The sequence below is a fragment of the Pseudomonas sp. GW458-11-26-14-LB4 genome (genome assembly GCF_059423925.1).
In genome coordinates, this window is sequence record NZ_JBWKYU010000011.1 from 1 (window position 1) to 25142 (window position 25142).

Here is a 25142-nt window from a genome sequence, read left to right on the forward strand (position 1 = left end):
CCCTACGAATCCCCCAACTCCAAAAAACTCCACGACGCCGCCGAGCGTGCGCTGGATCACTACCTCTTCCCCGCCGCCGGAATCATGTCGACCTTGAACGAGCCCGAGCGGATGTACCTGGCCAATCCGAAATTCAACACCGAATGCTTGTTGGCCAATGCCAGCGAAAACCTCGGAGCGGCCAGTGAGATGCTCAGCAATTTCGCAGCCACGCTCGATCCGTCGCGTCGCAAGACGGCGATCGGTATTGCGCAGTTGGTGATGATTGCCGAGCTGGCGGTGAATCAGGCGCTGGATCACGTCGAGGTTGCGTAACCAGGCGATGGCTGTAGGAGCCGTTCGCGGCGGCTTCTATAGCGCGATTCGTTGAGTCTCCCGCTGCTGCAGGAAAAAGCGCGACTCAGGAGGTAATGGAATGCAAAACAGCCCGGGCCGACACCCTCGTTAACTACGAAGGGCGTCGGCCCGGGCTGTTTGCGTTTCAGTAAAAGGCTTTGAATCCGAACCATGGTGCGTTGACCCAATTACTGCATCGAATGCACATATGAACTGCATTCAACCCGACTAGTGCTCGCCACGCACACCTTTAGACTCTCCCCACGATCAACGTAAGGGAGCGTTCAACATGGTCACCACCGCCGTCATCCATCAAACCGGTGAGCCTCAAGTCATTCAGCTGGAGCAATCCACCGCGCAAACACCCGGCCCCGGCGAGGTCTGGCTTGAGCAGTTCGCCATTGGCGTCAACCCGCTCGATTTGAGCCAACGTTCCGGTGCCGCGCCGTTGGCGTTGCCTTCCGGGCTGGGGCTTGAGGGCGCCGGGCGGGTTGTGGCGGTAGGGGCCGATGTGACGAACGTGGCGGTCGGCGACCGCGTCGCCTATGCCACGGGCCCCATCGGCGCCTATGCCAGCGCCCGCCTCTACCCGGCCAATCGGCTGGTGAAAATCCCCGACAGCCTGAGTTTCGAGGACGCGGCGGCTGTGCTGTTCAAGGGCATCACCGCGCAGTACTTGCTCAAGTCCACTTACCCGGTCGAGCCGGGTTCGACGGTGCTGATCTACGGCGCGGCCGGGGCGTTGGGGCAGATCATGGTGCCGTGGGCGAAGCATTTGGGGGCGTTGGTGATTGGTGTGGTGTCCAGCGCCGAGAGTGTCGAGCGGGCCCGGTTGGCGGGTTGTGATGAGGTGTTGGTGTTCGATGCGGCGACGCTGGCCGACGTGGTGGTCGACCTCACCCAGGGCAAGAAAGTGGATGTGGTGTACGACCCGATTGGCCGGGTGTCTTTCGAGGCGTCGTTGAATTGCCTGCGCCCGCGCGGGTTGCTGGTGTCGTTCGGCATGGCGTCGGGGGCGCCGGCGCCGGTCGAGATCAGCACCTTGAATGCCAAGGGTTCGTTGTTCCTGACCCGACCGTCCCTCGCCGCCCACACTGCCACGCCGGAGGAATACCAGCAGCGTGCAAAGGACGTGTTGCAAGCGATTGACGCCGGTATCATCCAGCCCAATGTCGGGCGTCGTTATCCGCTGGCGGACGCCGCCCGGGCCCATGCCGATCTGCACCGAGGCGGTTTGCCGGGGGCGGTTGTGCTGGTGCCTTGAGTCTTTTTTCGGGTCATCCACGAGGGTTGTCGTTGCATGGATCTGTTCGATAGCCGTCAGGCCGATGAAGTCGCCACCCTGCTGGCGCTGGCCGAGCACGGCTCGTTTGCGGCGGCGGGTCGGACGTTGCAGCGCCATCCCTCGGTGCTGTCGAAACGGCTCAGCGCGCTGGAGTCGCGGCTGGGGGTGCGGCTGATCGAGCGCACCACCCGGCAATTGCGTTTCACCGATGAGGGGCAACGGCTGGTGGCGCGGTTCGGGCATGCGGTCAGCCTGATCGCCGAAGCGGAGCAGGATGCGCGCGAGGGTGCCGCCGAAGTTCGCGGGCGTTTGCGCATCGCCCTGCCGGCCGCCATGGGTCGGCTGTGGCTGGGGGATATCGTTTCGGCATTTGCCCTGGCCCATCCGAACGTGGCGTTGGAAGTTGAGTATGCCGAGCGCTTTGTCGATATCGTCGCTGAGGGTTTCGACGCGGCGATCCGCATTGGCGAGCTGGCGGACAATCGGCTAGTGGCGAAAAAGCTCTGCGATCACCGCCGAATCCTGTGTGCCGCGCCCTCCTATCTTCAACAGCACGGCGAGCCGAAAACGCCGGCGGATCTTGCCGATCATCATTGCCTGGGATTTACCGGGTTGCATTCGTATCCCGAATGGCGACTGACCCGTGGCGACGAGAAACACACTCTGAAAATCCGCAGCCGACTGGTCAGCAACGACAACGAAGCGCAGCTGTGTGCCGCGCGCATGGGCGTGGGGATTTTGGCCGGCGGCGACTGGCTGATGACCAAAGACCTGCACGAGGGGCGTCTGGTGCGGGTGCTTCCCGAGTGGCAACTGGATGCGGACACGGGGGTTTATCTGGTGCGGCCTTCGGCGCGGTTCAACACGGCGACGACTACGGCGTTCAAGGACTGGATCGAGGGGGCGTTTGCTGAAGGTGCGCCTTGGGTGACGCTGGCCCGCTGATTTGCAAACCGTGATGGGAAATCGTGTCGGTCTTTTTGCCCATTCCTGATGGGAATGCCCCCATAAAAAACATGAATTTTATTTAAAGCGATCAATCTTTTAGCGTGGCCATTCCGCATATGGAGATGACGCTATGAATGACTCAAGCCTGCGCCTTTACGTCGATGCTCAATTCACCAGTCCCTACGCAATGTCCTGCTTTGTGGCCCTTCGAGAAAAGGGAATCGAGTTCGAAATGAGTACCTTGGACCTGGACAAACTGGAGAACCAGGCCAGCGATTACGCCCGTCTTTCCCTGACTCAAAGAGTGCCCACCCTCGTGCAGGGCGACTTTGCGTTGTCGGAATCTTCGGCGATCACCGAATACCTGGAAGATGTGTTCCCCAGCCCCCTGTTTACCCACAGCATCCACAAAAACGCGCGGCAGCGAGGCAAGTTCAAGCGTGGCTACGCAGTGATCTGCTCCCGATCCGACAGGAGCGCTCTACTCTTGTCGTGTTCTATGGACGGAAATACGGACCGTTGTCAGCGTCGGCCGAGGCTGCCAGGCAAAAGTTGGTTGAGGTCGCTCAATGGCTGCTGACCGACAATCCGGATTACCTTTTTGGTGAATGGTCGATCGCCGATGTTGATCTCGCGTTGATGCTGAACCGATTGATACTCAACGGAGACGCTGTGCCGGCTCAACTGGAGGATTACGCTCAACGCCAATGGCAGCGCAAGACAGTACAAGAGTGGATCAAGCTGGAACGACCTCGACTGTAACGGCAGCATTTTCTTTGCTTTTCTGTTGCTACTCGAGCCTACACCCCCTTGAGCAAGTGCCTACAAATTCACCAGAAAGCGCCGGCTTTCAGGGCTCGCCCCTCAAGCCGTATCCTTTTCCCGTCACCCACATCCCGCCCAAAGCAGTAAGCCGTCCTAATCATCCAGGACGTGCCAAACCCTTGGGCGTTTTTGTTTTAAACAACGGAGGCCTACAGCTCCAATGCCTTCGCCATGATGACCGTGCGCTCCGCCCCGTGAAACTCGTCTCGAACCTTTTCAAACCCAAGCGAAGCATAGAAGCCTTCTGCAGTGACTGAAGAAGGCACACGCAGCTGGTTCAGACCTGCATTGATGGCAAGTGATTGAATCCTCTCCATCAGGCGTCTTCCGACGCCCTTTCCTTGATGGCACGGATCGACAAACACACTTCGGACAATGTCGTTATCCAGACTCGCGGTTGCAACGATATGGCTGCCGGTTGTAGCTACGAGGACTTGACGCTCAGCCAACAGATGAAGGATCGCCGGGGGAGAAAAACTTTGCGCCACTTGCTCGATGATTTCGGCGGAGTAGTCCTTAACGTTGGACTCGCGCAAAGCATTGAGGATCGTTCGACTGATCGCTGGCGCATCTGCATTCGTAGCGTTTCGAATCAGGTAATCCATCAAGGGCCGCTCCTTGCGCGTCATCACTTGATCGTAGCGAAAAATGGGGACTGATCCATTAATCCGTGGATCAGTCACCTTCTTTTAAAACGTGGACAGCAACGGCTTTCACCCCAACCGCATCGACACCTCAATATCATCCGCAAACGGCACGCTCACGTAACCATTCCCCGGCGAGCGTACATGCGCCAGATACTCCGGGCAGTAATCGGTGTTATCCGCCACCACCAGCGCGCCTGGACGCAGGTGTCTCTCCACGAGTTTCAGCACGTCGCCATACAGCGCTTTCGCACCATCGAGCAGAAGCAGATCAACAGTCGATGGCAGATCGCGAGCCAGCGTTACGAGCGCATCCCCTTCGCGAATTTCAATCAGATCACTCACCCCGCCCTCAACAAAATGACGCCGAGCCAGTTCAATCTTCGACGGTTCAAACTCGCTGCCGATCAGCACACCGCCACCGTTGTCCCGCAGCGCTGCTGCCAGATGCAAAGTGGACAGACCAAACGAGGTGCCAAATTCGACGATGGCTTTGGCGCGGGTGCTGCGCGCCAGCATGTAAAGCAGTTTGCCGGTGTCGCGGGAGACGGGCAGCCACAGGTCTTTGAGCATGGCGTAGAGTTCGCGGTATTCGGTTTTGCTGTGCATCAGGCGTTCGCGTTCTTCGCCGGACACGTTGTTCAGCGCCGGGCTGGTGGCGGCGCTGGCCTGGGTGTAGAGGCGTTCGATCAGGGTCGCCAGCGGTTCGGTGGTCAGGGTTGTCATGATGGTTTTCCGTGGGTTGAGAGCTAATATGCGAATGATTCGTCGCATTTAAATGATGCGAGCGAATGGCTCTGTTCGCTATTCGCATTCCGCCCCGACGCCCGAGCTGCCCATGACCGATCGCCAGACCGCCCGTATTTCCTCACGCAAACAGCCGCAGCAGGCACGCTCCGCCGAGCTGGTGGCGGCGATTCTGCAGGCGGCTATTCAGGTTTTGGCCAAGGAAGGCGCGGCGCGTTTCACCACGGCGCGGGTCGCGGAGAAGGCTGGCGTGAGTGTCGGCTCGCTGTATCAATACTTCCCGAACAAGGCGGCGATTCTGTTTCGTTTGCAGAGTGATGAGTGGTTGCAGACCACCGGAATGCTGCAGCGGATTCTGGAAAATTATGAAGAGCCACCGCTTGAACGCCTGCGCACGCTGGTGCATGCGTTCATTCGTTCGGAGTGCGAGGAGGCGCAGATGCGCGGCGCGTTGAGTGATGCGGCACCGCTTTATCGTGATGCGCCGGAGGCCCATGAAGTGCGGGCGGCGGGCACGCGGATCTTCGCGACGTTCATGGTGGAGTTGCTGCCCAGGGCCAGCGAAGCCGTTCGCATGCAGGCCTGCGATCTGATCCTGGCCACGCTCAGTTCGGTGGGGAAGGATTTTTCACTCACCTCACGCACCGACGCGGAAATCACCGCCCGCGCCGAGGGGATGGCGGACATGTTCAGCGCTTATGTGATGGCGCTCGACGCCCGCTGAAGCTGCTGATACGCCGTCACCAGTTGCGTTTGATTGAACGCCAGATTGCGACCGCTGGGGTTGGGCAGGATCCAGACTTTAGCGCCGCCGAAGGTCTCCTCTTGCAGCCCCCACTCAATCGACTTTTTGCCGGATAACCCGGCATACGCCGCCTTACCGAGGAACGCCACGAAGCGCGGCGCGTAACGAGCGATCTTGCGTTCGAAGCTGGCGGCGGCTGCGGTGAATTCCTCTGCCGACAATTGATCCGCACTCGCCGTCGGACGCTCGACCACGGCGGTCAGGCCGCAGTGGAATTGCAGGATCGAGCGGTCGTCTTCCGGGCGTAACTCGTGGGGCGTGAAGCCCGCCAGGTGCAACGTGCGCCAGAAGCGGTTGCTGCGCCCGGCGAAGTGATGGCCCTGCTCTGCCGCCACCAATCCCGGATTGATTCCGCAGAACACCACGGACAGGCCTTGCGTGAGGATGTCCTCAAGCCCGTTCAACCGCAGATCACCTTCACCGCATCGCGCGCCTGCCCGGCCAGTTCTTCGCGGGATTTACCGGCACGGGCGCGGATCGAGATGCTGTGCAGCAGCGATGACGCGAGCATCGCCCGCGCGGCTGCGTCCACATCACCGTTCAGTTCGCCGGACTCGATCGCACGTTGCAGACGAGCTTCGAGATCGGCATCGAGCTGGCTCAAGCGCTGGGACAGCACGTTGCGGATTTCCGGGTCCTCGACCGCTTCGGTGGTCGCGGTGCCGATGGCGAAGCAGCCGCGTGGCTGGCCGTCGCCGGAAAAATAGATCGCCAGTTGCCCTTCGTAAAAACCGGTAAGGGCCTGTTCCAGGGTCAGGCTGCTGTCGTTCAGCGCGGCCTGCATGGCGGCGTGGGCGGTGGCCCAGTATTGGTCGAGAGCCTTGATGTAGAGCGCGTGTTTGTCGCCGAACGCGGCGTACAGACTGGGGCGGTTCATGCCGGCGGCGCTGGCGATGCTGTCCAGTGATGCGCCGGAATAGCCGGTGTTCCAGAACACGCCCAGCGCCTGTTGCAGCGCGGTTTGCGGGTCATAGGCCCGTGGACGACCACGGCCTTTTCCTTCTGTCGGTTTATTTTGTGCCATGTCGTACAAATTCCTTGCGGGGAAATGAAGTCGCTCATATTCTTACACCATCGCACAAAATTAAGGAATCAGAAATTCCTTGATCGGCAGGTTTGTTGTAACAGCGCTCGAACCGAGGCTGGCGACGACGAAACAGCGGCAACAGAGCACCCCTCCTGCACCGCGCACTGACTTGATGACGCACCGTATTCAACGCCGCCCAGCACTTTGGAGAGAGCCGTTCATGAATCAGCCATTAGATCTCACCGCAGAACAAGCCCGCGCGCACCCCGTCGACGCGCCGCCGAAAATGCCGCTCAAGCAGAGGCTGCGCCCGGTCTTCATGTGGGGCGTCCCCGCGTTGTTCGCCGCGATTGGCTACGGCCAGTACGTCGCCAACGAGCCCTTCGTCTCAACCGATAACGCCTATGCCCGCGTGGCCAAGGCCTCGATCAACGCGCGGATTTCCGGGCAAGTGGTCGAGATCGCCGTGGACGACAACCAGCCAGTACGCAAAGGCCAGGTGCTGTTTCGCATCGATCCCAAGCCATTGCAGATCGCCGTCGACCGGGCCGAAGCGCAACTGGCCAACGCACGCCTGCGCATCGACGGGCTCAAGGCCAGCTACCGCCAGCAACAGGCCGAGCTGCAATCGGCGAAGGCCTCGGCGGATTACGACCAGAAAGAGTTCGGTCGCAAGAAAGCCTTGATCGCCACCGAGTTCGTGTCGAAGGCTCTCTACGAGCGCGCCGAAACGGACCTGAAAGTCTCTCGTCAACGCATCGCGTCCATCGAGCAACAGATGGCCAGCACCGTCGTTGCGTTGAACGGGAATCCGGACATCGCCCTCGACAATCACCCGACCGTGCGCGAGGCCAAGGCTCAACTCGACGAAGCGCAGCTCTATTTGTCTTACGCTACGGTCACGGCGCCGGACGACGGCATCGTCGCCAAAGTCGATGATTTGCAGGTAGGCAACTACGTCAACAACGGCGCGCCGGCGTTTGCGCTGATTTCCGACCGGGAAATCTGGGTCGAGGCCAACTTTCGCGAGACCCAGTTGACCCACATGCGCCCCGGTCAGACCGCGACCGTCACCCTCGATACCTACCCGGATCGCCCGTTCAAGGCGCACGTCATCAGCATGAGCCCCGGCGCCGGTGCCGACTTCGCGCTGTTGCCGCCGGAAAACGCCACCGGCAACTGGGTGAAGGTGGTGCAGCGGGTACCAGTGCGTCTGGAACTGGACGATACCGACCCTGCCCTGCCGCTGTTTTCCGGCACCAGCGCCACAGTCAAAGTCGACACCGGGCATCGCTCGCCGTGGTGGCATCCGCTCAAGTCGTTGTTGTCTGCGGGTAATTCGTGATGAACAGCTCAACATCCGATGCGCGGGCACTGCGGTTTGTCGCCCTGCTCGCCACCTATATGCAGTCAGCCAACCTGCCGTTGCCGAACGCCGCGCTGCGGTTGATTCAGGGCAGTCTGTCGATGACCGACGATCAGGCCGGATGGATTTTCACTTCTTATCTGGCCGCGAGCGCGATCACGATGCCGGTCGCGCAATGGCTCGCCGGACGCTTTGGGTTGAAGCGGGTTTACCAGACGGCACTGGTGCTGTTCGCCCTCGGTCTGTGGCTCGGCACATTGGCCGGCACACCGCTGGAATTCATCGGCGCACGCCTCCTGCAAGGTCTGGCCAGCGGGGTGATTGCACCGTTGTCGATGGCCATCGCCCTGGAGACGTTGCCAGCAGAAAAGCGCCCCGCGTTCGGTCCGAAATGGACGGCGCTGGTGCTGTTCGGCATCGTCAGCGGCCCGAGCATCGGCGGCGTGATCTGTGAGTACTTCGACTGGCGCCCGATGTTCTACCTCAGCCTGCCGCTGACCGCGTACATCCTGATGGTGGTGACATTGCTGCTCGCCGAGAAGAAAGCAGACCCGCGTCCGACGTTCGATTTCTTCGGTTTCGCCAGTTTCACGGTCGGCATGATCGGCCTGCAGATGCTGCTCGATCGCGGCGAACGGCTGGACTGGTTCGACTCGCCGGAAATCTGGATCGAAGCGCTGGCCAGCGCTCTCGGCCTGTACCTGTTCGTCGTCCATGCGCTGACCCGCAAGACCCACTTTCTCAGCAAGGGATTGTTCGGCGACCGCAACTTCATGTTGTCGACGATGATGTTCTTTGCCTTGGGATTCGTGTTGCTGTCGACCATGGCCCTGACCTCGCCGATGCTCGATGAAATCCTCGGTTATCCGCCGGACACCACCGGGTTGCTGACCGTCCCGCGCGGCATCGGACTGGTGGGGGCATTTGTGCTGATGGGCCGCGCCCCGGCGTGGATCGATGCGCGGTTTTTTGTCGCCGCGGGCATCGCGCTGGTGGTGTACGCCAACTGGCTGATGCTCGGTTATTCGCCGCTGATGGACTGGACGCCCGTGGCCGTCACCGGGTTCATCCAGGGCGTGGGTCTGGGCATTCTGATGCCGGCGCTGAGCAAGACCGCGTTCAGCACCATCGACCCGAAACTGCGCCCGGAAGCCACCGGTTTCTTCAACCTGATGCGGGTTTACGGCAGCACCCTCGGGGTGGCCGTGGTGCAGATCTTTTTCTTCAACAACACCCAGGCGATGCACTCGGCGCTGGTCAGTCAGCTCACGCCTTATCGCGTGGCCCTGCCAACGTCGTTGCCGGCGCTTGAAGGCCTCAACCATCTGGTCACCCATCAGGCGGCGTTCGTCGCGGTGATGGGCCAATTCAAGATTCTGATGCTGGCGATGCTCGTGGTGAGTCCGCTGGTGATGTTCCTGCGCAAGCCGGTCGCGGCCAACTGATAATGTGGAGTCTGAACCATGAAAGCTTCTATGCGCTTCACCCCGCTGGCGATGCTGGTGATGTTGTCCGCCTGCACCGTCGGCCCTGATTTTCAAAGGCCTGCCGAGAGCCCGTCGCAGCATTACGATCAGGCGGCCGAACAGCATTTCGCGATGGGCCAGCGGATCAATGGCGACTGGTGGTCGGCGTTCCGTTCGCCAAAACTCGATCAGGTCGTGCGTCGCGCCATCGACGGCAACCTCGAACTGGCAGCGGCCGATGCCACCCTTCGCCAGGCCGCCGCTTCAGTCGCGGCGGCGGAAGGTGTGCTTTATCCGCAGGTGGATTTCGGTGCTTCTGCCGGGCGCCAGCGCACCCACAATGGCCCGCAACCGGTGGTCTCCAATTTCTACGGGATCGGGCCACGGGTCGCGTTCGATCTGGATGTGTTTGGCGGCAACAAACGCGCGGTCGAACAGCAGCAAGCGCTGACCGATCTGCAAAAGCATCGCTACGAAGCAGCCTGGCTGACCTTGACCGGCGACGTTGCCAGTCAGGCCTTGCTGCTGGCGTCGGCCAACGCGCAGATCCAGGCCGTGGAAACCCTGCTGGCCAACGACGCGAAAAACCTCGATCTGGTGCGCCGGGCCCAGGCGAGCGGCAGCACCACACAAATCGAAGTCTCGCTGGCCGAAACCCGGCTCGCCCAGGATCGCACGCTGCTGCCACCCCTCGCCCAGCAGCGTGATGCGGCGCGTCATGCGTTGTCGATTCTGGCCGGTAAAGGCCCGGCGGACTGGATCGCGCCGGACTTCAGCCTCGACGAATTCGCCTTGCCATCGAACATCCCGGTCAGCCTGCCATCGGCCATGGCCCACGCCCGGCCGGACATCCTGCAAGCCGAATCCGAACTGCACATCGCCAGCGCGGCGGTCGGTGTCGCGACTGCCAACCTGTACCCGCATGTCGAGCTGTCGGCCTCGCTGATGCAAGCCGCGTCGGGTAATGGCGGCGCCGCACTCTGGGGATTTGCCGCCGGGCTGACGGCGCCGATCTTCAATGGCGGCATGCTAAAGGCTGAACGCGAAGGCGCCGTCGAAGGCTACAACGCGTCACTCGCCCGCTATCAACAGACGGTGATTCAGTCCTTCGGCCAGGTCGCGGACACCTTGCAGGCGCTCAACCACGGCGCCGAGCAAAACGTGGCGCAGGACGATGCCTTGCAAGCAGCCGACACCAGCCTGCGTCTCAATCGCCAGGCCTACGCCCAGGGTGAAACCAGCCTGTTGCAGGTGCTGGAAGCCGAACGCGCCTACCAACAGGCGCTGCTCGGGCAGATTCAGGTGAAGACCGCGCGTTATCTCGACTCGGTGCGCCTGTTCGTGGCGCTCGGCGGCAACTCGGTGGGTGTGCTCGACCAGAAGCTCGCCACCCGCAAGACCTCATCCCTTCTTTAACGGCAGATACCGGAGACACGACATGACCTACGAAGCCTTTCACGATGAACTTCGCGACACCCGCCTACCGCTGAACAACGGCGCAGGCTCGATGCCGGCCGTGGGATTCGGCACGTTGTTTCGCGACTTGAGCACCACCACCGATGCGGTCAAGTGCGCGCTGGAAGTGGGCTTTCGCCACTTCGACTGCGCTGAGCGCTATCGCAATGAAGCGCAGATTGGCGAGGCCTTTGCGCAGGTGTTTGCGGTGGGCCAGATCCGTCGCGAAGACGTGTTCGTCACCACCAAACTATGGAACACCAACCATCGCCCCGAGCGGGTGAAACCGGCGTTCGAAGCCAGTTGCCAGCGGTTGCAGGTCGACTATCTCGATTGCTATCTGATCCACACGCCGTTCGCCTTCCAGCCCGGCGACGATCAGGACCCACGGGATGCGTTCGGGCACGTGATCTACGATGGCGAAACCCGTCTGATCGACACTTGGCGTGCGCTTGAAGCACTGGTGGATGAAGGTCGCTGCAAGTCCATCGGCCTTTCCGACATCACCCTCGATGCACTGAAGGACATCGTCGCCGCCGCACGGATCAAGCCGGCGGTGGTGCAGATCGAATCCCATCCGTACCTGCCGGAGTGGGAGATGCTGGAATTCTGCAAGGAACACGGCATCATCCTGCTCGCCTTCGCCCCGCTGGGGCATGGCATGGAGCCGAATGTGCTCGAGGACTCCGTACTCACCGGAATCGCCCGGCACGTACAAAAAACCCCGGCGCAAGTGGCCCTGGCCTGGGCGGTGCAGCGGGGCACGGCGTTCCTGACGACCTCGGCGAACCCGAGCCGGATTCAGGAAAATTTTGATATCGCGACTTTGCCGCACCGAGCGATGCGCGAGATCAAGGAAGAGATCACGACGCGGATCCGTTTCAACTCCGTGGTCGAGACCGGCGTGCCCGGTTTCATCCCCCGTAAAAAGTGACACATGGCAAAGGGGCGGCCTCCTGTGAGGTCGCCCCTATAATCTTTCCACCTGACTGTTGAGACGACACCGATGGACGTCTTCCAAAGCATGCGCTTCTTCATCGCCGTCGCCCAAAGCGGCAGCTTCACTGCCGCTGCCGAGCTGCTGGACACCAACACCACCAACGTCTCCAAAGCCATCTCCGCCCTCGAAGCGCGTCTGCACACACGCCTGATCAACCGCACCACCCGCCGCCTGGCCCTGACCGAAGCCGGCGTGCGCTATCTGGAGCGCTGCGAAAAGATCCTCGATGACGTGCGCGAAGCCGATGAAGAGGCCGGCACCGCCCAGACCCTGCCCGTCGGCCGCTTGAAGATCCACACCATGTCGGCCATCGGCAACCACTACGTGATCGATGCCATCGCGCGCTATCGCGAGATTCACCCCACGGTGATGTTCGACCTGACCCTGACCAACCGCGTCCCGGATCTGCTAGAAGAAGGCTTCGACATGTCCATCGTGCTGGCCCGCGACCTGCCGGATTCCGGCTTCGTCGCGCAACGCCTGGGCATCACCTACAGCATCCTCTGCGCCTCGCCCGCCTACGTAGCCAAACGCGGCCTGCCGCAAACACCCGGCGAACTCTGCGAACACGAGTGCCTGCGCATCGTCAACACGGTGATGCCGGTGGAGAACTGGACATTCGAAGGGCCCGAAGGCATGGAAACCATCACCATTCCTGTGTCGCCCTTCCACATCAACACCGCCGACGGCATGACCATCGCGATCAGAAAAGGCATGGGCATCGGCATTCAGCCGATTGCTTCGGCCGTTGATGGTTTGAGGGCGGGAACCCTGGTGCGGGTGTTGCCGGAATACCGGCTGGAGGAGTTGAACCTGTTCGCGATCTATCCGTCGCGCAAGTTCGTCGATGCGAAGATCAAGACCTGGGTGGAGTTTCTGAAACAGTCGATCCCGCAATTGCTGGCATCGGATGAAGACATCGTTGGAAAGAAAGCGGTTTGAGTACAGCAGACATGGAGTGTCGACCCTCCATCTTCTGCACCTGACTCAACTGGAACAGCCAGTGCCCATCACTTGATATTGCAGAACGTGGCGCTCGCCATGGGAATCTTCGTAGGTCATCTGCACCGGCACCGGGGCGCATTCGTTGGCCGGTTCGGTGATGGAGATGACATGTTCGATGTCCAGACTGGTCGAAGAGCTGTAGGTCTCGACCGGGATGTTCGCCGCGTCCGCGTTATCGGCATAAGCGTGCACACCGAAACTGCCAAGCATTAAAACCAGCGCGATTTTCTTGAGATTCATGATGTTCACCGTCTCGTTGAGGACCGTGTTTGTTCACGGGTTGGAGACGATGCTAAGTGTTGCGGCGGCGGGGAAATATCGGCGGGATAGACAAACACTGTTGCTGGATTTCATATGAATAGGGTCGACTCCAATCATTGACCGCATCAATAACAACCATTAATTCAATGAAGTTCTCATATCAAATCGAAAGCGTAGGGTCTGCTCCATACCAACCCACTGCACACGGAGTACAGAACCATGAAACGCCAAACCCTCCTCGGTATCGCCTTCTCGCTCTTCGCCCTGAATGCTTTTGCGGCGACTGAAACCGATCCACTGTTCAGCGATGCGGTTGCCGCTGCGACTCAAACCGACCCACTGTTCAGCGATGCTGTTGCCTCTGCGACTCAAACCGATCCATTGTTCAGTGATGCGGTTGCTGCTGCGACCCAGACTGATCCGCTGTTCAGTGATTCGGTTGCCGCGACTGAAACCGATCCGCTGTTCAGTGATGCAGTTGCCGAAGGTGGTTCTGACCGTCTGATCGAAAGTCGTAACGCCTGAATGCCGGGTTTTACCGCAGTACCCGACGAAAGCCCGGCCTTATCCGCCGGGCTTTTTCATATGGGGACAGATCTATTTTTCAATCAAAGGCGCCATTCAGCACTTCATAAATCAGCCCTGTAGCCAGCGCGACCAGGATCAGATCGGTGCCGACCTGCTGCCATTCGTAGCCGTCGTAGTGCGGCAGTCTGCCGACCAGTCGACCATCGAGCTTCTTCGCAATACCGGGCGGCAGCGGTTTGCCCCGCGCCAGGTTCTTCTGGATGCCGGGCGGCAACGCCGGGCCTGGGGTCCAGTAGCCACGATAGCCGTCCACAATCCCGATCACCCCGCCGCGATCGATACTCGGGCCGTGCCCCTGATAACCGCCCCCGCCTTTTTTCCCCTGATTGCCATGATCCTGGCTGTTATGCGGGTTGCCTTTGCCCTGCCCCTTTCCGTTGCCAGGATCGGCCAGCGCGGACACCGAAGTGCTCAACAGCGCAATACAGGTCGTGGTCGCAATCAACGTGCGTAAACCGGACATGGGTCGTTCCTTGAAAGAGTGTATGTGGATTCTAGTCAGTTTTTTTACAGGCATGGAGAGATGGCCCTGTCATCGCGGTTTGTGACGATTCTCGATGCGTGCAGCTTTCGGTGCTCCCCGATTCGCGCTTACCATGCGCCCGACTCGTATTATCGCGGGAAAGAAGTCTGGCACCGCCGCTCCGACTTCAACGAAAAGGAATTCACTCATGTTTGAACGGAACAAACTGGTTCCAGAACTGATGGTCACGGATCTGCAGACCACCCTCGCTTTCTGGATCTCCTGTCTGGGCTTCACCATCGCTTATCAACGCCCTGAAGATGGCTTCGCCTACCTCGACCTGAATGGCGCTCAAGTCATGCTTGAGCAGGTAGATCCGAATGCAGGCCAGTGGCTGACGGCGGAACTGAGCAAGCCCTTCGGAAGAGGCGTCAATCTGCAGATCGACGTTGAGGCGGTTGCTCCCATCATCGAAAGACTGGGCGCCGCCCAGATTCCACTTTATAAAACCTGCAAAGACACCTGGTATCGCGCTGACGATGTCGAAGTCGGCCAGCGTGAATTTCTCGTTCAGGATCCGGACGGTTATCTCGTAAGACTGGTAGAACGTCTGGGCGAACGTCCTGTTTGCACGATTTGATCAAGGACGATAAAAACAATGAAAAACGACAATTTGGCACGGCCTCGAAGGGGCGAATTGCAGTCGCCGGCCATTCCCCTGCTCGAAGAGTATTCGCCCGGCGACGGCATCATCTGTGCGGACGGCGGCGCTCGTTCCCGTGAGGTGATCCAGGAACAGGTGTTGGCGTTGATCGACGGGTTTCTGACCCGCTCGACGCACAACCGATCGCGGTCTTGCCTGCGCATCGTTCATCCGTCAGGATCCCTCCCTTTTTGACTGGCAGGAGCAATCGTGGAACGTCTTTTCGTTTATGGAACCCTGGGCCCTGGCCGGCCAAATGAGCATGTGATGCTGAACATCGGCGGCACGTGGCAGGCCGCTTCGCTGAAGGGGCGCCTGTCGCAGGCCGGATGGGGTGCGGCGATGGGCTTTCCCGGTCTGGTGATTGCCGAGGATGGCGATGTGATCGAAGGCTACGTGTTCGCTTCCGAGAATTTCCACGAGCACTGGGCGGCGCTGGATGAGTTTGAAGGGGCTGAGTATCAGCGCGTGTTGACCAAGGTGACACTGGATGACGGGACGGCAATGGATGCCTATGTCTACGCGCTCAAATAGTCGGCCTTCGGCCATTTCTCGACGGATGAAAACCCTCCTGGCCGGGCTAGTGTTTTGTGTTGGACTATGGGGTGTTTCCGAGTGGTGGGAAAAGGCGTTGGCGAAGCCTGATTACGCAGCTCATATCAGCCCAGATGGCTGCTTCAGGGTGCAAACTTTCAGACCTTTCTGGTTACTGCCCAACTTCCTTCACCCGCAGGCACCACCGGACGACGCCTTCGAAACCCAATGGTTCGTCCGCTGGGAATCTCCCGCGTTTTTCCGTTTGTACGACAATCGCGATGATCAGCTACTTGGCGAAAGCGAAATCTACGATCTGGTGAGTTACGGGAACCGATTGTCTTGGGGTTACGGCAGCGATACCGAGGTTCGCGTCGGCTTGATAACGGTCGGCAATACTCGCCCTGATTGTAAAAAGGGAGACTGATGAAGCCATGACGAGCCGCGAACTACTCCATAGCAAAGGCTACACACTGCTCTTTGGAGCAGTTCCGACCATGTGGCTGGCCGCCCTTCGCATCGCATTCGATACCGACATCAAACCCTCAAACGAATGGCCCGTGCCCCGCGGCATCGACTGGCGCCATTCGCAGCTCGACACTGACCCGACCGTTCAAGCCGTGTGCCGATTGCCACCCTTGCTGGCGGTGGTGGGCGAGTTGATCGGCGAGCGCTTCTTCCTCTCGCAGGTCGAGGGCCGCGAACCGCTCATCAATGGCGGCCACCAACAACTGCACCGCGACTTGTCGGCGCAACGCCCCGGCGACACCGTCAACGCGCTGGTGTACCTCGACGATTACGGACCCGAAAACGGTGCAACCCGCATCGTTCCCGGCAGTCATCGCCCTGCACAGAACGAGCCCCCGTTCGATTTCACTGACGAGTCCCGATCCGTGCAACTGACGGGCAACGCGGGCGACATTCTGATCTTCGATGCCGACCTGATCCACGCGGGCAGCCTGAACTCCAGCGGCGCACGCCGTCGCGCCCTGTTGATCACCTTTTTTTCCGACTCGCTCTATGCAACACACTTGGAAACAGTGGGCCTGCGCAACATACAAATGGACACGTCCGAGCGGTTCGAACCCGCTGATTTTTCGTTCAGATCGTGAAACCATTCATTTGACTTGATTGCCTCAGGCAACTATATAGTTGCCTTAAGCAAATATATGAGCATCACGCCATGTCCACGATCACCGACCGCGTCGACATCGTCCGTCAGTTCAACCGTTTCTACACCCATCAGATCGGCGTGTTGCAGGAACACCTGCTGCAAAGCGACTACTCGCTGACCGAGCTGCGCATCCTCTACGAGCTCGCGTCCCAGGGCGATCTGACCAGCACCGACCTACGCCAGATGCTGGGCCTCGACGCGGGCTATATGAGTCGCCTCATCAGCGGTTTCGACAAAAAGGGCCTGATCCAGAAAGTCCCCTCCACGACCGACGCCCGCGCCAGTCAGTTGCACATCACCGACCTCGGCCGCAAGATCCTCGCCCCGCTGGAGCAAGCCTCGCGACAAGAAGTCATCACCCTGCTCGAACGCCTGTCCGAACCGCAGCAACTGCAACTGATCGCGTCGATGAAGCGGATCCAGACGCTGCTCGAGGGTGGTCAGCAAAAGACCTATCTGCTGCGCGATCCGCAGCCCGGTGACATGGGTCTGGTGGTGCATCAGCAAACCGCGATCTACAGCCGTGAATACGGCTGGAATTCAGAGTTCGAAGCGCTGGTGTCAGAGGTTGTCGCCAAATACCTGCGCGAATTCGACCCAACCGGCGAGCGCTGCTGGATCGCGGAGAAGGACGGCAAGGTGGTGGGTTCGGTGTTCGTCATCCGCCACGACGAAACCACCGCGAAACTGCGCATGCTCTACGTGGATGCCAGTGCGCGGGGCCTGGGGATCGGCAATAGGCTGGTCGAGGAATGCCTGCGTTTTGCCCGGGATGTCGGCTACAAAAAGATGATCCTGTGGACCACCAGCAATCTGGTGGATGCCCGTCGGCTGTACCAACGGGCGGGGTTTGAGCTGGTTGAGGAAGAGCCGATTCACAGCTTCGGCAAGGAGTTGGTGAGTCAGACGTGGGCGATTGCGTTGTGAGGTTTATGCCCAGTCTTTGTAGCCAGACAGAACGGGGCACAAACCACGGGTGATTGCGCCCGGAACGGCTCAGTGCGGACTGGCGGTCGGACGAACCACGATTTCACTCACATCGACATCGTCGGGCTGTTCGATGGCATAGGCGAGCGCTCGCGCAATGGCGTCTGCATTCAGCGCCACACGGCGGAAGGCTTTCATTTCCTCGCGGGCCACATCATCCGAAATCGTATCCGCCAATTCGGACTCGACGACGCCCGGGCACACCACGGTGACCCGGATCTTGTCCGTTTCCTGACGCAGACCATCCGAGATAGCCCTGACCGCGAATTTGGTCGCGCAGTACACCGCAGCTGTCGGAGAAACCGCGAGGCCACCAATCGACGAGATATTGATGACCTGACCGAAACCCTGCGCCTGCATGTCCGGCAGGACAGCGGCAATACCGTGCAATACGCCACGCACGTTGACATCGAGCATCTGGTTCCACTCGTCGACCTTCAACGAGGCCAGCGGAGACAACGGCATCACGCCCGCGTTATTGATGATCACATCGACCTTGCCATGTTGCGTCTTGGCGAACGCCACGAAGGCGTGCATCGATTGCAGATCCGTAACGTCCAGTGCGCAGGCACTTGCCGAGCCACCTTCGGCCTGGATCTCGCTGACCAGTTTGTCCAGACGCTCGGTACGGCGGGCACCGAGGACCACATGCGCGCCTTTGGCGGCGATCAACCTGGCCGCTGCTTCGCCAATACCGCTGCTTGCACCGGTAATCAGGACGACTTTGTTTTGAATGTTCGACATATCCGTAGCTCCTGCTGTCTGCATTGAGGTTCAGCACCGACCGCTGAAGACGCGTTCGTTGCTGCGGGGTACGTCGAAAAGATTAAGGGCGCAGACCTGTTCGACGCGTGCCGAAACCTGCGCAACTTTTGCCTATTCGTGTCTGTGTGCATCGCCTGCAAATTTGTAATGAAGCGCCGCTCAGGCCCCACGGAATTCGCTGGGCGTTACGCCCACTTCACGACGAAAGACCTGCGAGAAGTGACTGGGGCTTGAGTAGCCGACCTCCAGCCCGACGTCGATGATGCTAAGGCGGGTTTCCAGTAGCAGGTGCCGCGCACGAACCATGCGCAAGCGGATGAAGTAATGCGATGGCGACAGCCCCGTCGCACGTTTGAACAGGCGGCTGAAGTGGTATTCGCTCAGCTCGGCAAGGTTGGCCAGTGTTGCCAGGCTGAATTCAGCGCTCAGCTGCGCGCGCATGGCATCCGTGACTTTGCGCAGCTTGTAGGCTTGCAGGGCGTTGACCCGACGCCCGGGCTGGCTTTCAGCGAGATAGCTGCGCACCAGATGCACGGCCAGCGCCTGCGCCAGAGAGCGGGCGAAAAGCGCGCTGGGCGTGCGTTCCAGAAGCAATTCGGTGCGCAACTGCTCCATGACAAACGCGACGCGCCCGTCCCGTGCCCCTGAAACATCGCGCAAACGCACAGGCCCGGCGTGCTGGCCCGACAGCTCTCGAGACGCTAGCTCGATCAAGGGCAGCCCCAGATAAAGATGCATGACTTCGAAGGTATCGCCTCCGTGCGTCTGCCAGCGCATTTCATACGGCTCATCGGAACTGGTGAGGAAAAAATCGCCGGCACTGACATCTGCAGCTTCCCACTCGCCACCCAATGCGCGCTCCTCTACCGTCGCCGCCCCGGCCAGAACCAGAACGAGCAGCGGTTCCACCACTGCTGGCACGAGAATCGGCTCAGTAACGCTGCGATGGGTAAACAGCTGAATCACCACGTCGGTGATTTCCGGGCGCGAGGGTAACGCCTGCGGTTCGCCTGGCAGGAACTCACCCATCGACTCGCCGTTGATGCGCAAGTCTCGAGAGGATGTCGACAGCGCGTCCTGGGAGGTACGCCCGGTATTTGCCATGAACTCGTCCTTTTCAGATTCGGCTGTGCGAAGCCAGACAGGTCTCGGATGCTTGCCCGCACGCCGTGTCACGCAGACCGGCTCGATGATATCGGGCTTTTCCCGTGGGTTGAATCGAGCACCGAACCTCCCTCACTGACATTCAGCGCAAAACCCCGACAGCGTGGGCAATCTCACGAAAGCCGACCTCACTCCGCTGCGAGACAGTAGGCCCGTCGCCGATGACAGCGCCTCGCAGGCGCCAACACGGCTTATCCCTACTCGATCAAAAACGCTGGAGAACATCATGACCGACTTCAAGAACAGCACCCCAAACGAAGTGGCCGGTAAAGTCGCGCTGGTCACTGGCGCGGCCAGTGGCATCGGCAAGGCCATCGCACTGCTGCTGCATGCCCGCGGCGCCCAGGTCATTGCTGAAGATATAAACCCTGAAGTGGAAGCACTGGCCCGCCCCGGCCTGGTTCCCCTGGTGGCCGACATCACTCAGGACGGGGCAGCCGAACGCGCGGTCGCCCTGGCCGTCGAGCAATTCGGGCGGCTGGACATTCTGGTCAACAACGCCGGCATCATCATCAACAAACTTGTCATCGACATGACCCGCGAAGACTGGGAACGCATTCAGGCGGTCAACGCCACGGCGGCCTTTTTGCATAGCCGGGAGGCGGTCAAAGCGATGATGCCCAACAAGTCCGGATCGATCGTCAACATCGCGTCCTACGCCTCCTATTTCGCCTTCCCCACCATTGCGGCCTACACCGCCTCCAAAGGCGCGCTGGCCCAACTGACGCGCACCCTGGCGCTTGAGGTCATTGGCCACGGCATCCGCGTCAATGCTGTCGGTGTCGGCGATGTGGTGACCAACATCCTCAACAATGTGGTCGACGACGGCCCTGCCTTTCTCGCCCAACATGGCGAAGCGGCGCCGATCGGCCGCGCCGCCCAACCGGAGGAAATCGCCGAAGTGGTCGCGTTCATCGCTTCGGATCGGGCCAGCTTCATGGTCGGTTCGGTGGTCATGGCCGACGGCGGCATGACGGTCACGGCCGGCTGAGCCGCAGCACAAACGCGCCGCAGGACATGCCCGACCAACCCGAGAGGATCAGGCAAATCTGCGGCAGTTTCGTCCTAACACCGCTGCGCTCGGCTACGTAATCTGAAAGCACGCAACGGATGCAGACACAGGCCACGGCAGGCCGCTCAGATGAACAACGTCAATGAGGACTGAACAATGAAAAACGCAAAACGGCTTTCCCTTTCACTGGTGATCGGCGCGATGGTGGCCTGCGCGATCAACCTTTCCTCGACCAGCTTGTACCTGGCAGCTGACGGTGCTGATCGAACTCCAGGCATGCGCGTGAGTGAAGGTGGCAGTGACCGCACTCCGGGGTTCCGCGTTGCCGCTGATGGTTCGGACCGCACGCCAGGCATGCGCGTCACTGAAGGTGGCAGTGATCGCACTCCAGGGTTCCGCGTTGCCGCTGATGGTTCGGACCGCACCCCCGGCATGCGCGTAACTGAAGGTGGCAGTGATCGCACTCCGGGTTTTCGCGTTGCCGAAAACGGCTCTGATCGCACGGCTTTGGGCCGTATCGGCTCAGTCTGAAAACCCGAGGAGAAAAATGATGAAAGATGCCAAAAAAACCACTCAGGACCATCGTTACGCAGGCATGTGGGTCACCGCGGATGGATTCATCCGTCATGAGCTTCTGACGACTGGTCGTTACGACGAGGCCCGTGGTAAAAACAAGAGCGCCTATCAGGGCCGTTACGAACTGGTCGGTGATTACATCCAGTACTGGGACGACACCGGCTTCACCGCTGACGGCCACTTTCATGACGACGTGCTGTATCACGCCGGAATGATCCTCTATCGGCAATGAGTACTTTGATGATGTCGGGTGAATATCGTCTGCCTGAAAAGCTTCAGGCAGACGCTCATGAACACTTGTGAGAGCCTTGAAATGGAACAGAGCGATGCTTTCATCCTTCAAAACACAGCCGTCTACCGTGACGAACTGGTTCGCCTGCTGACGCAACGCTTTACCACACCCGGGATCTATGAGACTGCCATAGCTCCCCTGCATGTCATCCGTTTCGATGCACCTTCGGAGCTGATCCATACCGTGCACAAACCGGCACTTTGCCTGATCGTGCAAGGACAAAAGGAAATCGGCTTGGGTGACGACCACTACCTGTACGACCCCCTCAGCTACCTGGTGGTTTCGGTCACCCTTCCGGTGTCGGGGCGCGTGCTGATGGCCAGCCCGGAGGCGCCCTACCTGTGTATCCGGTTTGATTTCGAGGCCACGGAAATCGCTCAGGTCATCGCCGACGCTCCGCCGGCAGGCGTCCCGGACGAGCCGGAGCTTGGCCTTTTTCTTGAGAAAGTCGATGTACCCCTGCTGGAAACCATGCTGCGGCTGGTCCGGCTGCTGGAAACACCGAAAGACATCGGCATGTTGGCACCGCTCGCCCTTCGCGAGTTGTATTACCGCCTCCTGCGGGGTGTGCACGGCCGTCGTCTGTACGAGCTCGCCCTCGGCGACTCGCAAACACGGCGAGTAACACGAGCAATCGACTGGTTGAACAATCACTACACCCAACCCTTGCGCATCGAAGAACTCGCCCGGGTCGCCAACTTGGGCAACTCCACATTGCATCATCGCTTCAAGGCGGTGACAGCCATGAGTCCGCTGCAGTATCAGAAACAACTGCGCCTGCAGGAAGCCCGCCGGCTGTTGCTCGGCGAAGGGCTGGATGTGGCGAGCGCCTGTTATCGAGTGGGCTACGAAAGCCCGTCGCAATTCAGCCGGGAATACAGTCGCCAGTTCGGGTGCCCGCCCTCCAGAGATGCCAGCCGGGTCCGGCATCCTGCGTGAACGCCTGGCCGGAGCCAGTTCAGGGCAGCAGAACGCCAGGGAAAGATCCAATACGACGGTTATTGAAGGAACCATCGGAGGTTGTTTAAGGGTTTCGGCTTTCGCTGTTTAAAGACACTCTGCGTTACTTCCTCAAGGCTACAACGCCTTGCGTCATTGCCTACGACTACGCCAGAGTCCGCCGGCTGAGGAATGAGTGTTGACCGAAGCTGCCATGGTGGATGGCAGCTATCGGCCAGAGCAAACGTTGCCGATTGTGACCAGGTCCAATCTCCAGTGTCCGCCCTCTTTTTATGTCGTGGAACAGGCCGTTCGCAGCGACAGAGACTTCAGATTTGCGACAAGCCACCGTCGACCATCAGCTCCACACCGTTCACATATCTGGCGTCGACCGAGGCCAAAAACAGTGCCGCGCTGGCGATTTCTTCAGGTTGTGCCATGTAGCCCAGTGGCGTGATTTGCTCGACGTATTGGCGTAGTGCAGCGATGTCGCTCTCGCTCATTTTCAGCCCGTTGTCCATCAGCGGCGTGCGTGTGAAGCCAGGGCTCAACACATTTGCGCGGATTTTGCGGTCCTTGAGTTCGTTGGCCCACGTGCGTGCAAATGATCGCACCGCCGCCTTCGACGCGTTGTACAGACTCAATCCCTCCATACCATTGCTGGAGCAGATCGAGGCGGTCAAGACGATGGACGAATTGTCTTTCATCAAGGGAAGAAGTGTTTGAACGCTGAAAAAAACGCCTTTCACGTTCACGTCGAACATGGCGTAGTAAGCAGCCTCGCTGGTCTCTCCGAGGGGATTTTTCTCACAGATCCCGGCATTCGCGAAGACCGCGTCAAGCCGGTCGTCCCGCGCCTGGATTGTCGCTTTGAGCGCGTCGAGATCGGCTTGGCGCGAGACGTCGGAAACCACCGCGAAAGCTTTGTCGCCGAGTCTGGCAACCGCCGCCTCCAGCATTACCGCTGCCCGTCCAGTGATGTAAACGCGTTTGGCGCCCTCGGCGATCAAGGCTTGCGCAATGGAAAATCCGATCCCCGTGGAACCGCCGGTCACTACGGCAACCTGATCGCTGAATTTTCCTGACATGTCTGACTCCTCGGTCGTTGATAAAGGGGTCGTCTGAAACGACCTTGCTCATGGTGAGCGTCATCGGAGCAGAGCGGCACTGACAGGAATGAACATTGATCGTGCAGTTTTGTAAGGCGAAAACGCAGGAGTGATTCCCTAAATTGGAACCCATGACTTGGTCCGAGCGGGCGCGAAGCCTTGCCTTTCACTTGTCGTCACACCTGAGTTTCCCTACAGGATGCCTGTCATGTCTCGAATCGAAATCGAAGTGTCCGAACCCCGGCGCTGGTTGATGTTTGCCATCTTGCTCGTCGGTGCGTTTCTACCGCCCCTGGATTTTTTATCGTCAACGTCGCGCTGCCCTCGATACAGGACGACTTGGGGACAGGTTCCTCTGCCGAGCAGTTGGTGATTTCTTCCTACGCGACGCTCTATGCCGTGACGCTGATTACCGGCGGGCGACTCGGCGACCTGTACGGTCGCGGGCGGATGTTCTTCCTTGGCCTGCTGGGTTTTGCCGCCGCGTCACTGATGTGTGGCGTGGCAGGTTCGCCGTGGATCCTCATCCTCGGCCGAGCCTTGCAGGGGGTGACCGCCGCCGTAATGGCTCCTCAGGCGCTCGCATCGGTGCAGGCGATTTTTCCGGCGTCGGAAAGACCATTGGCATTGAGCCTGTACGGAGCCGTGTTTGGGCTGGCATCCGTGATCGGTCAGGCACTGGGCGGCTTTTTGATTGAAATCGACGTTTTGGGCATGGGGTGGCGGGCGATTTTTCTCGTTAATCTACCGATTGCATTGCTGGTGATTGCGTTCGGCATCCCTGTGCTGAAAGAAACCCGTGCGCAGCATGCCAACAAGCTGGATCTGGTGGGCACAGCATTTTCGATGCTGACCCTGACCGCTCTGGTCGTGCCTTTGATTGAAGGTCGCGAGGCGGGATGGCCGTTGTGGGCATGGCTTTCACTGGCCGCCAGCCCTGTGCTGGCGGTATTGTTCTGGCGCTACGAGAACCGCTTGCACCGAACTGGTGGGACCCCCATCCTCGCACCGGCCGTACTGAAAGCACCGGGCCTGGGGCGAGCGCTACTGGTCGCGCTTTGCTTCTATTCAATCGGTGTGTTTTTTCTGATGTTTTCGATTTACCTGCAAGGCGCGCTGCATATGACCGCGCTGCATGCCGGGCTGATTTTCCTGCCGTTCGGCGCTGGGTTTCTGCTCGGCCCCCTGTCGGTCCCTCTACTCAGACGCATCCTCGGGGGCTACGTGAATCCCATAGGCATGGGACTGGAGGTTTTCGGACTGCTATGGCTGGGCTGGCTCGTGTCAGTGACACCGACCACCCTCGCCCCGCCCTTCACATCACTCACGATCATCCTGTTCCTGATCGGTCTGGGACAAGGCCTGGGCCTGCCGACGTTGATGCGCATGGTCACGGGGCGGGTCGCGCCGGCGTATGCCGGAATGATCGCAGGCATCACCAGCGCAACGCTGCAAATCAGCACATCGCTGAGCGTCGCGCTGATTGGCGGTGTCTTTTATACCTTGCTGGGAGAACCGGCTACGGCAGTCAGCATCGCTTACGCGTTCACTATCGCGGTACTGTGCATCGCCGTCTGTCTGGCCGTGGGAGCAGCGATAAGCCTGACGTTAGCGCGCCAGCCAGTGCATGTACCGGAGGTATCGGCTGTCCGTTTGACCTGAGGGG

The 25142-nt window shown here is 59.9% G+C and carries 30 protein-coding genes and 1 pseudogene; 22 read left to right on the plus strand and 9 right to left on the minus strand.

The annotated features are described in order from the left end of the window. The 4 genes and pseudogenes from AC07XZ_RS15910 to yfcF all read left to right on the plus strand — a co-directional run. Positions 1 to 315 (plus strand): DUF6124 family protein (locus tag AC07XZ_RS15910; RefSeq protein WP_102686764.1); only part of this gene is annotated, 315 nt, incomplete at its 5' end. A gap of 310 nt (positions 316 to 625) precedes the next feature. After that, entirely contained in the window at positions 626 to 1600 is a 975-nt protein-coding gene (locus tag AC07XZ_RS15915) for a quinone oxidoreductase family protein (protein ID WP_102686763.1), read from the plus strand. Positions 1601 to 1636: 36 nt separating this feature from the next. Then, on the plus strand, positions 1637 to 2566 hold the full coding sequence (locus AC07XZ_RS15920; protein ID WP_102686762.1) for a LysR family transcriptional regulator: 930 nt from the start codon (positions 1637 to 1639) through the stop codon (positions 2564 to 2566). A gap of 133 nt (positions 2567 to 2699) precedes the next feature. After that, positions 2700 to 3331 (plus strand): annotated as a pseudogene (yfcF, locus tag AC07XZ_RS15925) (glutathione transferase). Between the two features lie 212 nt (positions 3332 to 3543). On the opposite strand, the gene AC07XZ_RS15930 reads toward yfcF, so the two are convergent. Both AC07XZ_RS15930 and AC07XZ_RS15935 read right to left on the minus strand, forming a co-directional pair. Beyond that, complete coding sequence (locus AC07XZ_RS15930; protein WP_102686761.1) at positions 3544 to 3999, minus strand: GNAT family N-acetyltransferase; 456 nt, start codon at positions 3997 to 3999, stop codon at positions 3544 to 3546. Between the two features lie 108 nt (positions 4000 to 4107). Continuing rightward, entirely contained in the window at positions 4108 to 4764 is a 657-nt protein-coding gene (locus AC07XZ_RS15935; protein ID WP_102686760.1) for an O-methyltransferase, read from the minus strand. A gap of 112 nt (positions 4765 to 4876) precedes the next feature. Here AC07XZ_RS15935 and AC07XZ_RS15940 point away from each other — a divergent pair, with 112 nt between their 5' ends. Then, positions 4877 to 5509 carry a TetR/AcrR family transcriptional regulator gene (locus tag AC07XZ_RS15940; protein ID WP_085747413.1) on the plus strand — a complete coding sequence of 211 codons (633 nt, stop codon included), beginning with the start codon at positions 4877 to 4879 and terminating at the stop codon, positions 5507 to 5509. On the opposite strand, the gene mug is transcribed toward AC07XZ_RS15940, so the two are convergent. After that, entirely contained in the window at positions 5482 to 5994 is a 513-nt protein-coding gene (gene mug / locus AC07XZ_RS15945; RefSeq protein ID WP_102686759.1) for a G/U mismatch-specific DNA glycosylase, read from the minus strand. The genes AC07XZ_RS15940 and mug overlap by 28 nt on opposite strands. Beyond that, positions 5991 to 6614: a TetR/AcrR family transcriptional regulator gene (locus tag AC07XZ_RS15950; RefSeq protein WP_085747415.1), complete on the minus strand. Its 624-nt coding sequence runs from the start codon at positions 6612 to 6614 to the stop codon at positions 5991 to 5993. Before AC07XZ_RS15950 ends, mug begins: the two co-directional genes overlap by 4 nt. A 223-nt stretch (positions 6615 to 6837) precedes the next feature. On the opposite strand from AC07XZ_RS15950, the gene AC07XZ_RS15955 reads away from it, so the two are divergent. The 5 genes from AC07XZ_RS15955 to AC07XZ_RS15975 all read left to right on the plus strand — a co-directional run bounded on the left by AC07XZ_RS15955 (position 6838) and on the right by AC07XZ_RS15975 (position 12846). Then, entirely contained in the window at positions 6838 to 7962 is a 1125-nt protein-coding gene (locus AC07XZ_RS15955; RefSeq protein WP_102686758.1) for an HlyD family secretion protein, read from the plus strand. Then, a complete protein-coding gene (locus AC07XZ_RS15960; protein WP_102686757.1) occupies positions 7962 to 9428 on the plus strand; it encodes a DHA2 family efflux MFS transporter permease subunit in 1467 nt (488 codons plus the stop codon). Before AC07XZ_RS15955 ends, AC07XZ_RS15960 begins: the two co-directional genes overlap by 1 nt. 18 nt (positions 9429 to 9446) lie before the next feature. Continuing rightward, a complete protein-coding gene (locus tag AC07XZ_RS15965) occupies positions 9447 to 10865 on the plus strand; it encodes an efflux transporter outer membrane subunit (protein ID WP_085747418.1) in 1419 nt (472 codons plus the stop codon). Between the two features lie 22 nt (positions 10866 to 10887). After that, a complete protein-coding gene (locus AC07XZ_RS15970; protein WP_102686756.1) occupies positions 10888 to 11838 on the plus strand; it encodes an aldo/keto reductase in 951 nt (316 codons plus the stop codon). Positions 11839 to 11910: 72 nt separating this feature from the next. Next, the gene (locus AC07XZ_RS15975) at positions 11911 to 12846 is read left to right on the plus strand and encodes a LysR family transcriptional regulator (RefSeq protein WP_085604450.1); all 936 of its coding nucleotides are present in this window, start codon (positions 11911 to 11913) and stop codon (positions 12844 to 12846) included. A 45-nt stretch (positions 12847 to 12891) separates the two neighbouring features. On the opposite strand, the gene AC07XZ_RS15980 is transcribed toward AC07XZ_RS15975, so the two are convergent. Further along, positions 12892 to 13149: a DUF2790 domain-containing protein gene (locus AC07XZ_RS15980; protein ID WP_102686755.1), complete on the minus strand. Its 258-nt coding sequence runs from the start codon at positions 13147 to 13149 to the stop codon at positions 12892 to 12894. A 240-nt stretch (positions 13150 to 13389) separates the two neighbouring features. On the opposite strand from AC07XZ_RS15980, the gene AC07XZ_RS15985 reads away from it, so the two are divergent. Next, positions 13390 to 13695 (plus strand): hypothetical protein, encoded by a 306-nt coding sequence (locus tag AC07XZ_RS15985; protein WP_102686754.1) that lies wholly within the window; start codon positions 13390 to 13392, stop codon positions 13693 to 13695. A gap of 79 nt (positions 13696 to 13774) precedes the next feature. On the opposite strand, the gene AC07XZ_RS15990 is transcribed toward AC07XZ_RS15985, so the two are convergent. Beyond that, a complete protein-coding gene (locus tag AC07XZ_RS15990) occupies positions 13775 to 14221 on the minus strand; it encodes an anti-virulence regulator CigR family protein (RefSeq protein ID WP_011333836.1) in 447 nt (148 codons plus the stop codon). Between the two features lie 208 nt (positions 14222 to 14429). Between AC07XZ_RS15990 and AC07XZ_RS15995 the strand changes: the two genes are divergently transcribed. The 6 genes from AC07XZ_RS15995 (at position 14430) to AC07XZ_RS16020 (ending at position 17559) form a co-directional block, all read left to right on the plus strand. Then, the gene (locus AC07XZ_RS15995) at positions 14430 to 14861 is read left to right on the plus strand and encodes a bleomycin resistance protein (protein ID WP_102686753.1); all 432 of its coding nucleotides are present in this window, start codon (positions 14430 to 14432) and stop codon (positions 14859 to 14861) included. Positions 14862 to 14879: 18 nt separating this feature from the next. Next, positions 14880 to 15119, plus strand: a complete 240-nt coding sequence (locus AC07XZ_RS16000; RefSeq protein WP_371921027.1) for a hypothetical protein — start codon at positions 14880 to 14882, stop codon at positions 15117 to 15119. A 15-nt stretch (positions 15120 to 15134) separates the two neighbouring features. Beyond that, positions 15135 to 15458 (plus strand): gamma-glutamylcyclotransferase family protein, encoded by a 324-nt coding sequence (locus AC07XZ_RS16005; RefSeq protein WP_102686752.1) that lies wholly within the window; start codon positions 15135 to 15137, stop codon positions 15456 to 15458. A gap of 25 nt (positions 15459 to 15483) precedes the next feature. Further along, a complete protein-coding gene (locus AC07XZ_RS16010; RefSeq protein ID WP_085747425.1) occupies positions 15484 to 15885 on the plus strand; it encodes a hypothetical protein in 402 nt (133 codons plus the stop codon). 7 nt (positions 15886 to 15892) lie between these two features. Beyond that, positions 15893 to 16570 carry a phytanoyl-CoA dioxygenase family protein gene (locus AC07XZ_RS16015; protein ID WP_102686751.1) on the plus strand — a complete coding sequence of 226 codons (678 nt, stop codon included), beginning with the start codon at positions 15893 to 15895 and terminating at the stop codon, positions 16568 to 16570. A 71-nt stretch (positions 16571 to 16641) separates the two neighbouring features. Further along, entirely contained in the window at positions 16642 to 17559 is a 918-nt protein-coding gene (locus tag AC07XZ_RS16020; RefSeq protein WP_102686750.1) for a bifunctional helix-turn-helix transcriptional regulator/GNAT family N-acetyltransferase, read from the plus strand. A 69-nt stretch (positions 17560 to 17628) separates the two neighbouring features. Here the strand turns inward: AC07XZ_RS16020 and AC07XZ_RS16025 are convergent, their stop codons facing one another. Both AC07XZ_RS16025 and AC07XZ_RS16030 read right to left on the minus strand, forming a co-directional pair. Continuing rightward, complete coding sequence (locus AC07XZ_RS16025) at positions 17629 to 18363, minus strand: SDR family oxidoreductase (RefSeq protein ID WP_102686749.1); 735 nt, start codon at positions 18361 to 18363, stop codon at positions 17629 to 17631. 180 nt (positions 18364 to 18543) lie between these two features. Further along, positions 18544 to 19488 (minus strand): helix-turn-helix domain-containing protein, encoded by a 945-nt coding sequence (locus AC07XZ_RS16030; protein WP_102686748.1) that lies wholly within the window; start codon positions 19486 to 19488, stop codon positions 18544 to 18546. 286 nt (positions 19489 to 19774) lie between these two features. Between AC07XZ_RS16030 and AC07XZ_RS16035 the strand changes: the two genes are divergently transcribed. The 4 genes from AC07XZ_RS16035 (at position 19775) to AC07XZ_RS16050 (ending at position 22367) form a co-directional block, all read left to right on the plus strand. Further along, the gene (locus AC07XZ_RS16035; RefSeq protein WP_011333890.1) at positions 19775 to 20539 is read left to right on the plus strand and encodes an SDR family NAD(P)-dependent oxidoreductase; all 765 of its coding nucleotides are present in this window, start codon (positions 19775 to 19777) and stop codon (positions 20537 to 20539) included. 177 nt (positions 20540 to 20716) lie between these two features. Beyond that, on the plus strand, positions 20717 to 21091 hold the full coding sequence (locus AC07XZ_RS16040) for a hypothetical protein (protein ID WP_085611829.1): 375 nt from the start codon (positions 20717 to 20719) through the stop codon (positions 21089 to 21091). Between the two features lie 19 nt (positions 21092 to 21110). Beyond that, positions 21111 to 21368: an Atu4866 domain-containing protein gene (locus AC07XZ_RS16045; RefSeq protein ID WP_039773158.1), complete on the plus strand. Its 258-nt coding sequence runs from the start codon at positions 21111 to 21113 to the stop codon at positions 21366 to 21368. 81 nt (positions 21369 to 21449) lie between these two features. Then, on the plus strand, positions 21450 to 22367 hold the full coding sequence (locus AC07XZ_RS16050) for an AraC family transcriptional regulator (protein WP_102686747.1): 918 nt from the start codon (positions 21450 to 21452) through the stop codon (positions 22365 to 22367). Between the two features lie 329 nt (positions 22368 to 22696). Here the strand turns inward: AC07XZ_RS16050 and AC07XZ_RS16055 are convergent, their stop codons facing one another. After that, the gene (locus tag AC07XZ_RS16055; RefSeq protein WP_102686746.1) at positions 22697 to 23455 is read right to left on the minus strand and encodes an SDR family NAD(P)-dependent oxidoreductase; all 759 of its coding nucleotides are present in this window, start codon (positions 23453 to 23455) and stop codon (positions 22697 to 22699) included. A gap of 360 nt (positions 23456 to 23815) precedes the next feature. Here AC07XZ_RS16055 and AC07XZ_RS16060 point away from each other — a divergent pair, with 360 nt between their 5' ends. Further along, a complete protein-coding gene (locus AC07XZ_RS16060) occupies positions 23816 to 25138 on the plus strand; it encodes an MFS transporter (protein ID WP_256590527.1) in 1323 nt (440 codons plus the stop codon). The last annotated feature ends 4 nt before the right edge of the window (positions 25139 to 25142 follow it).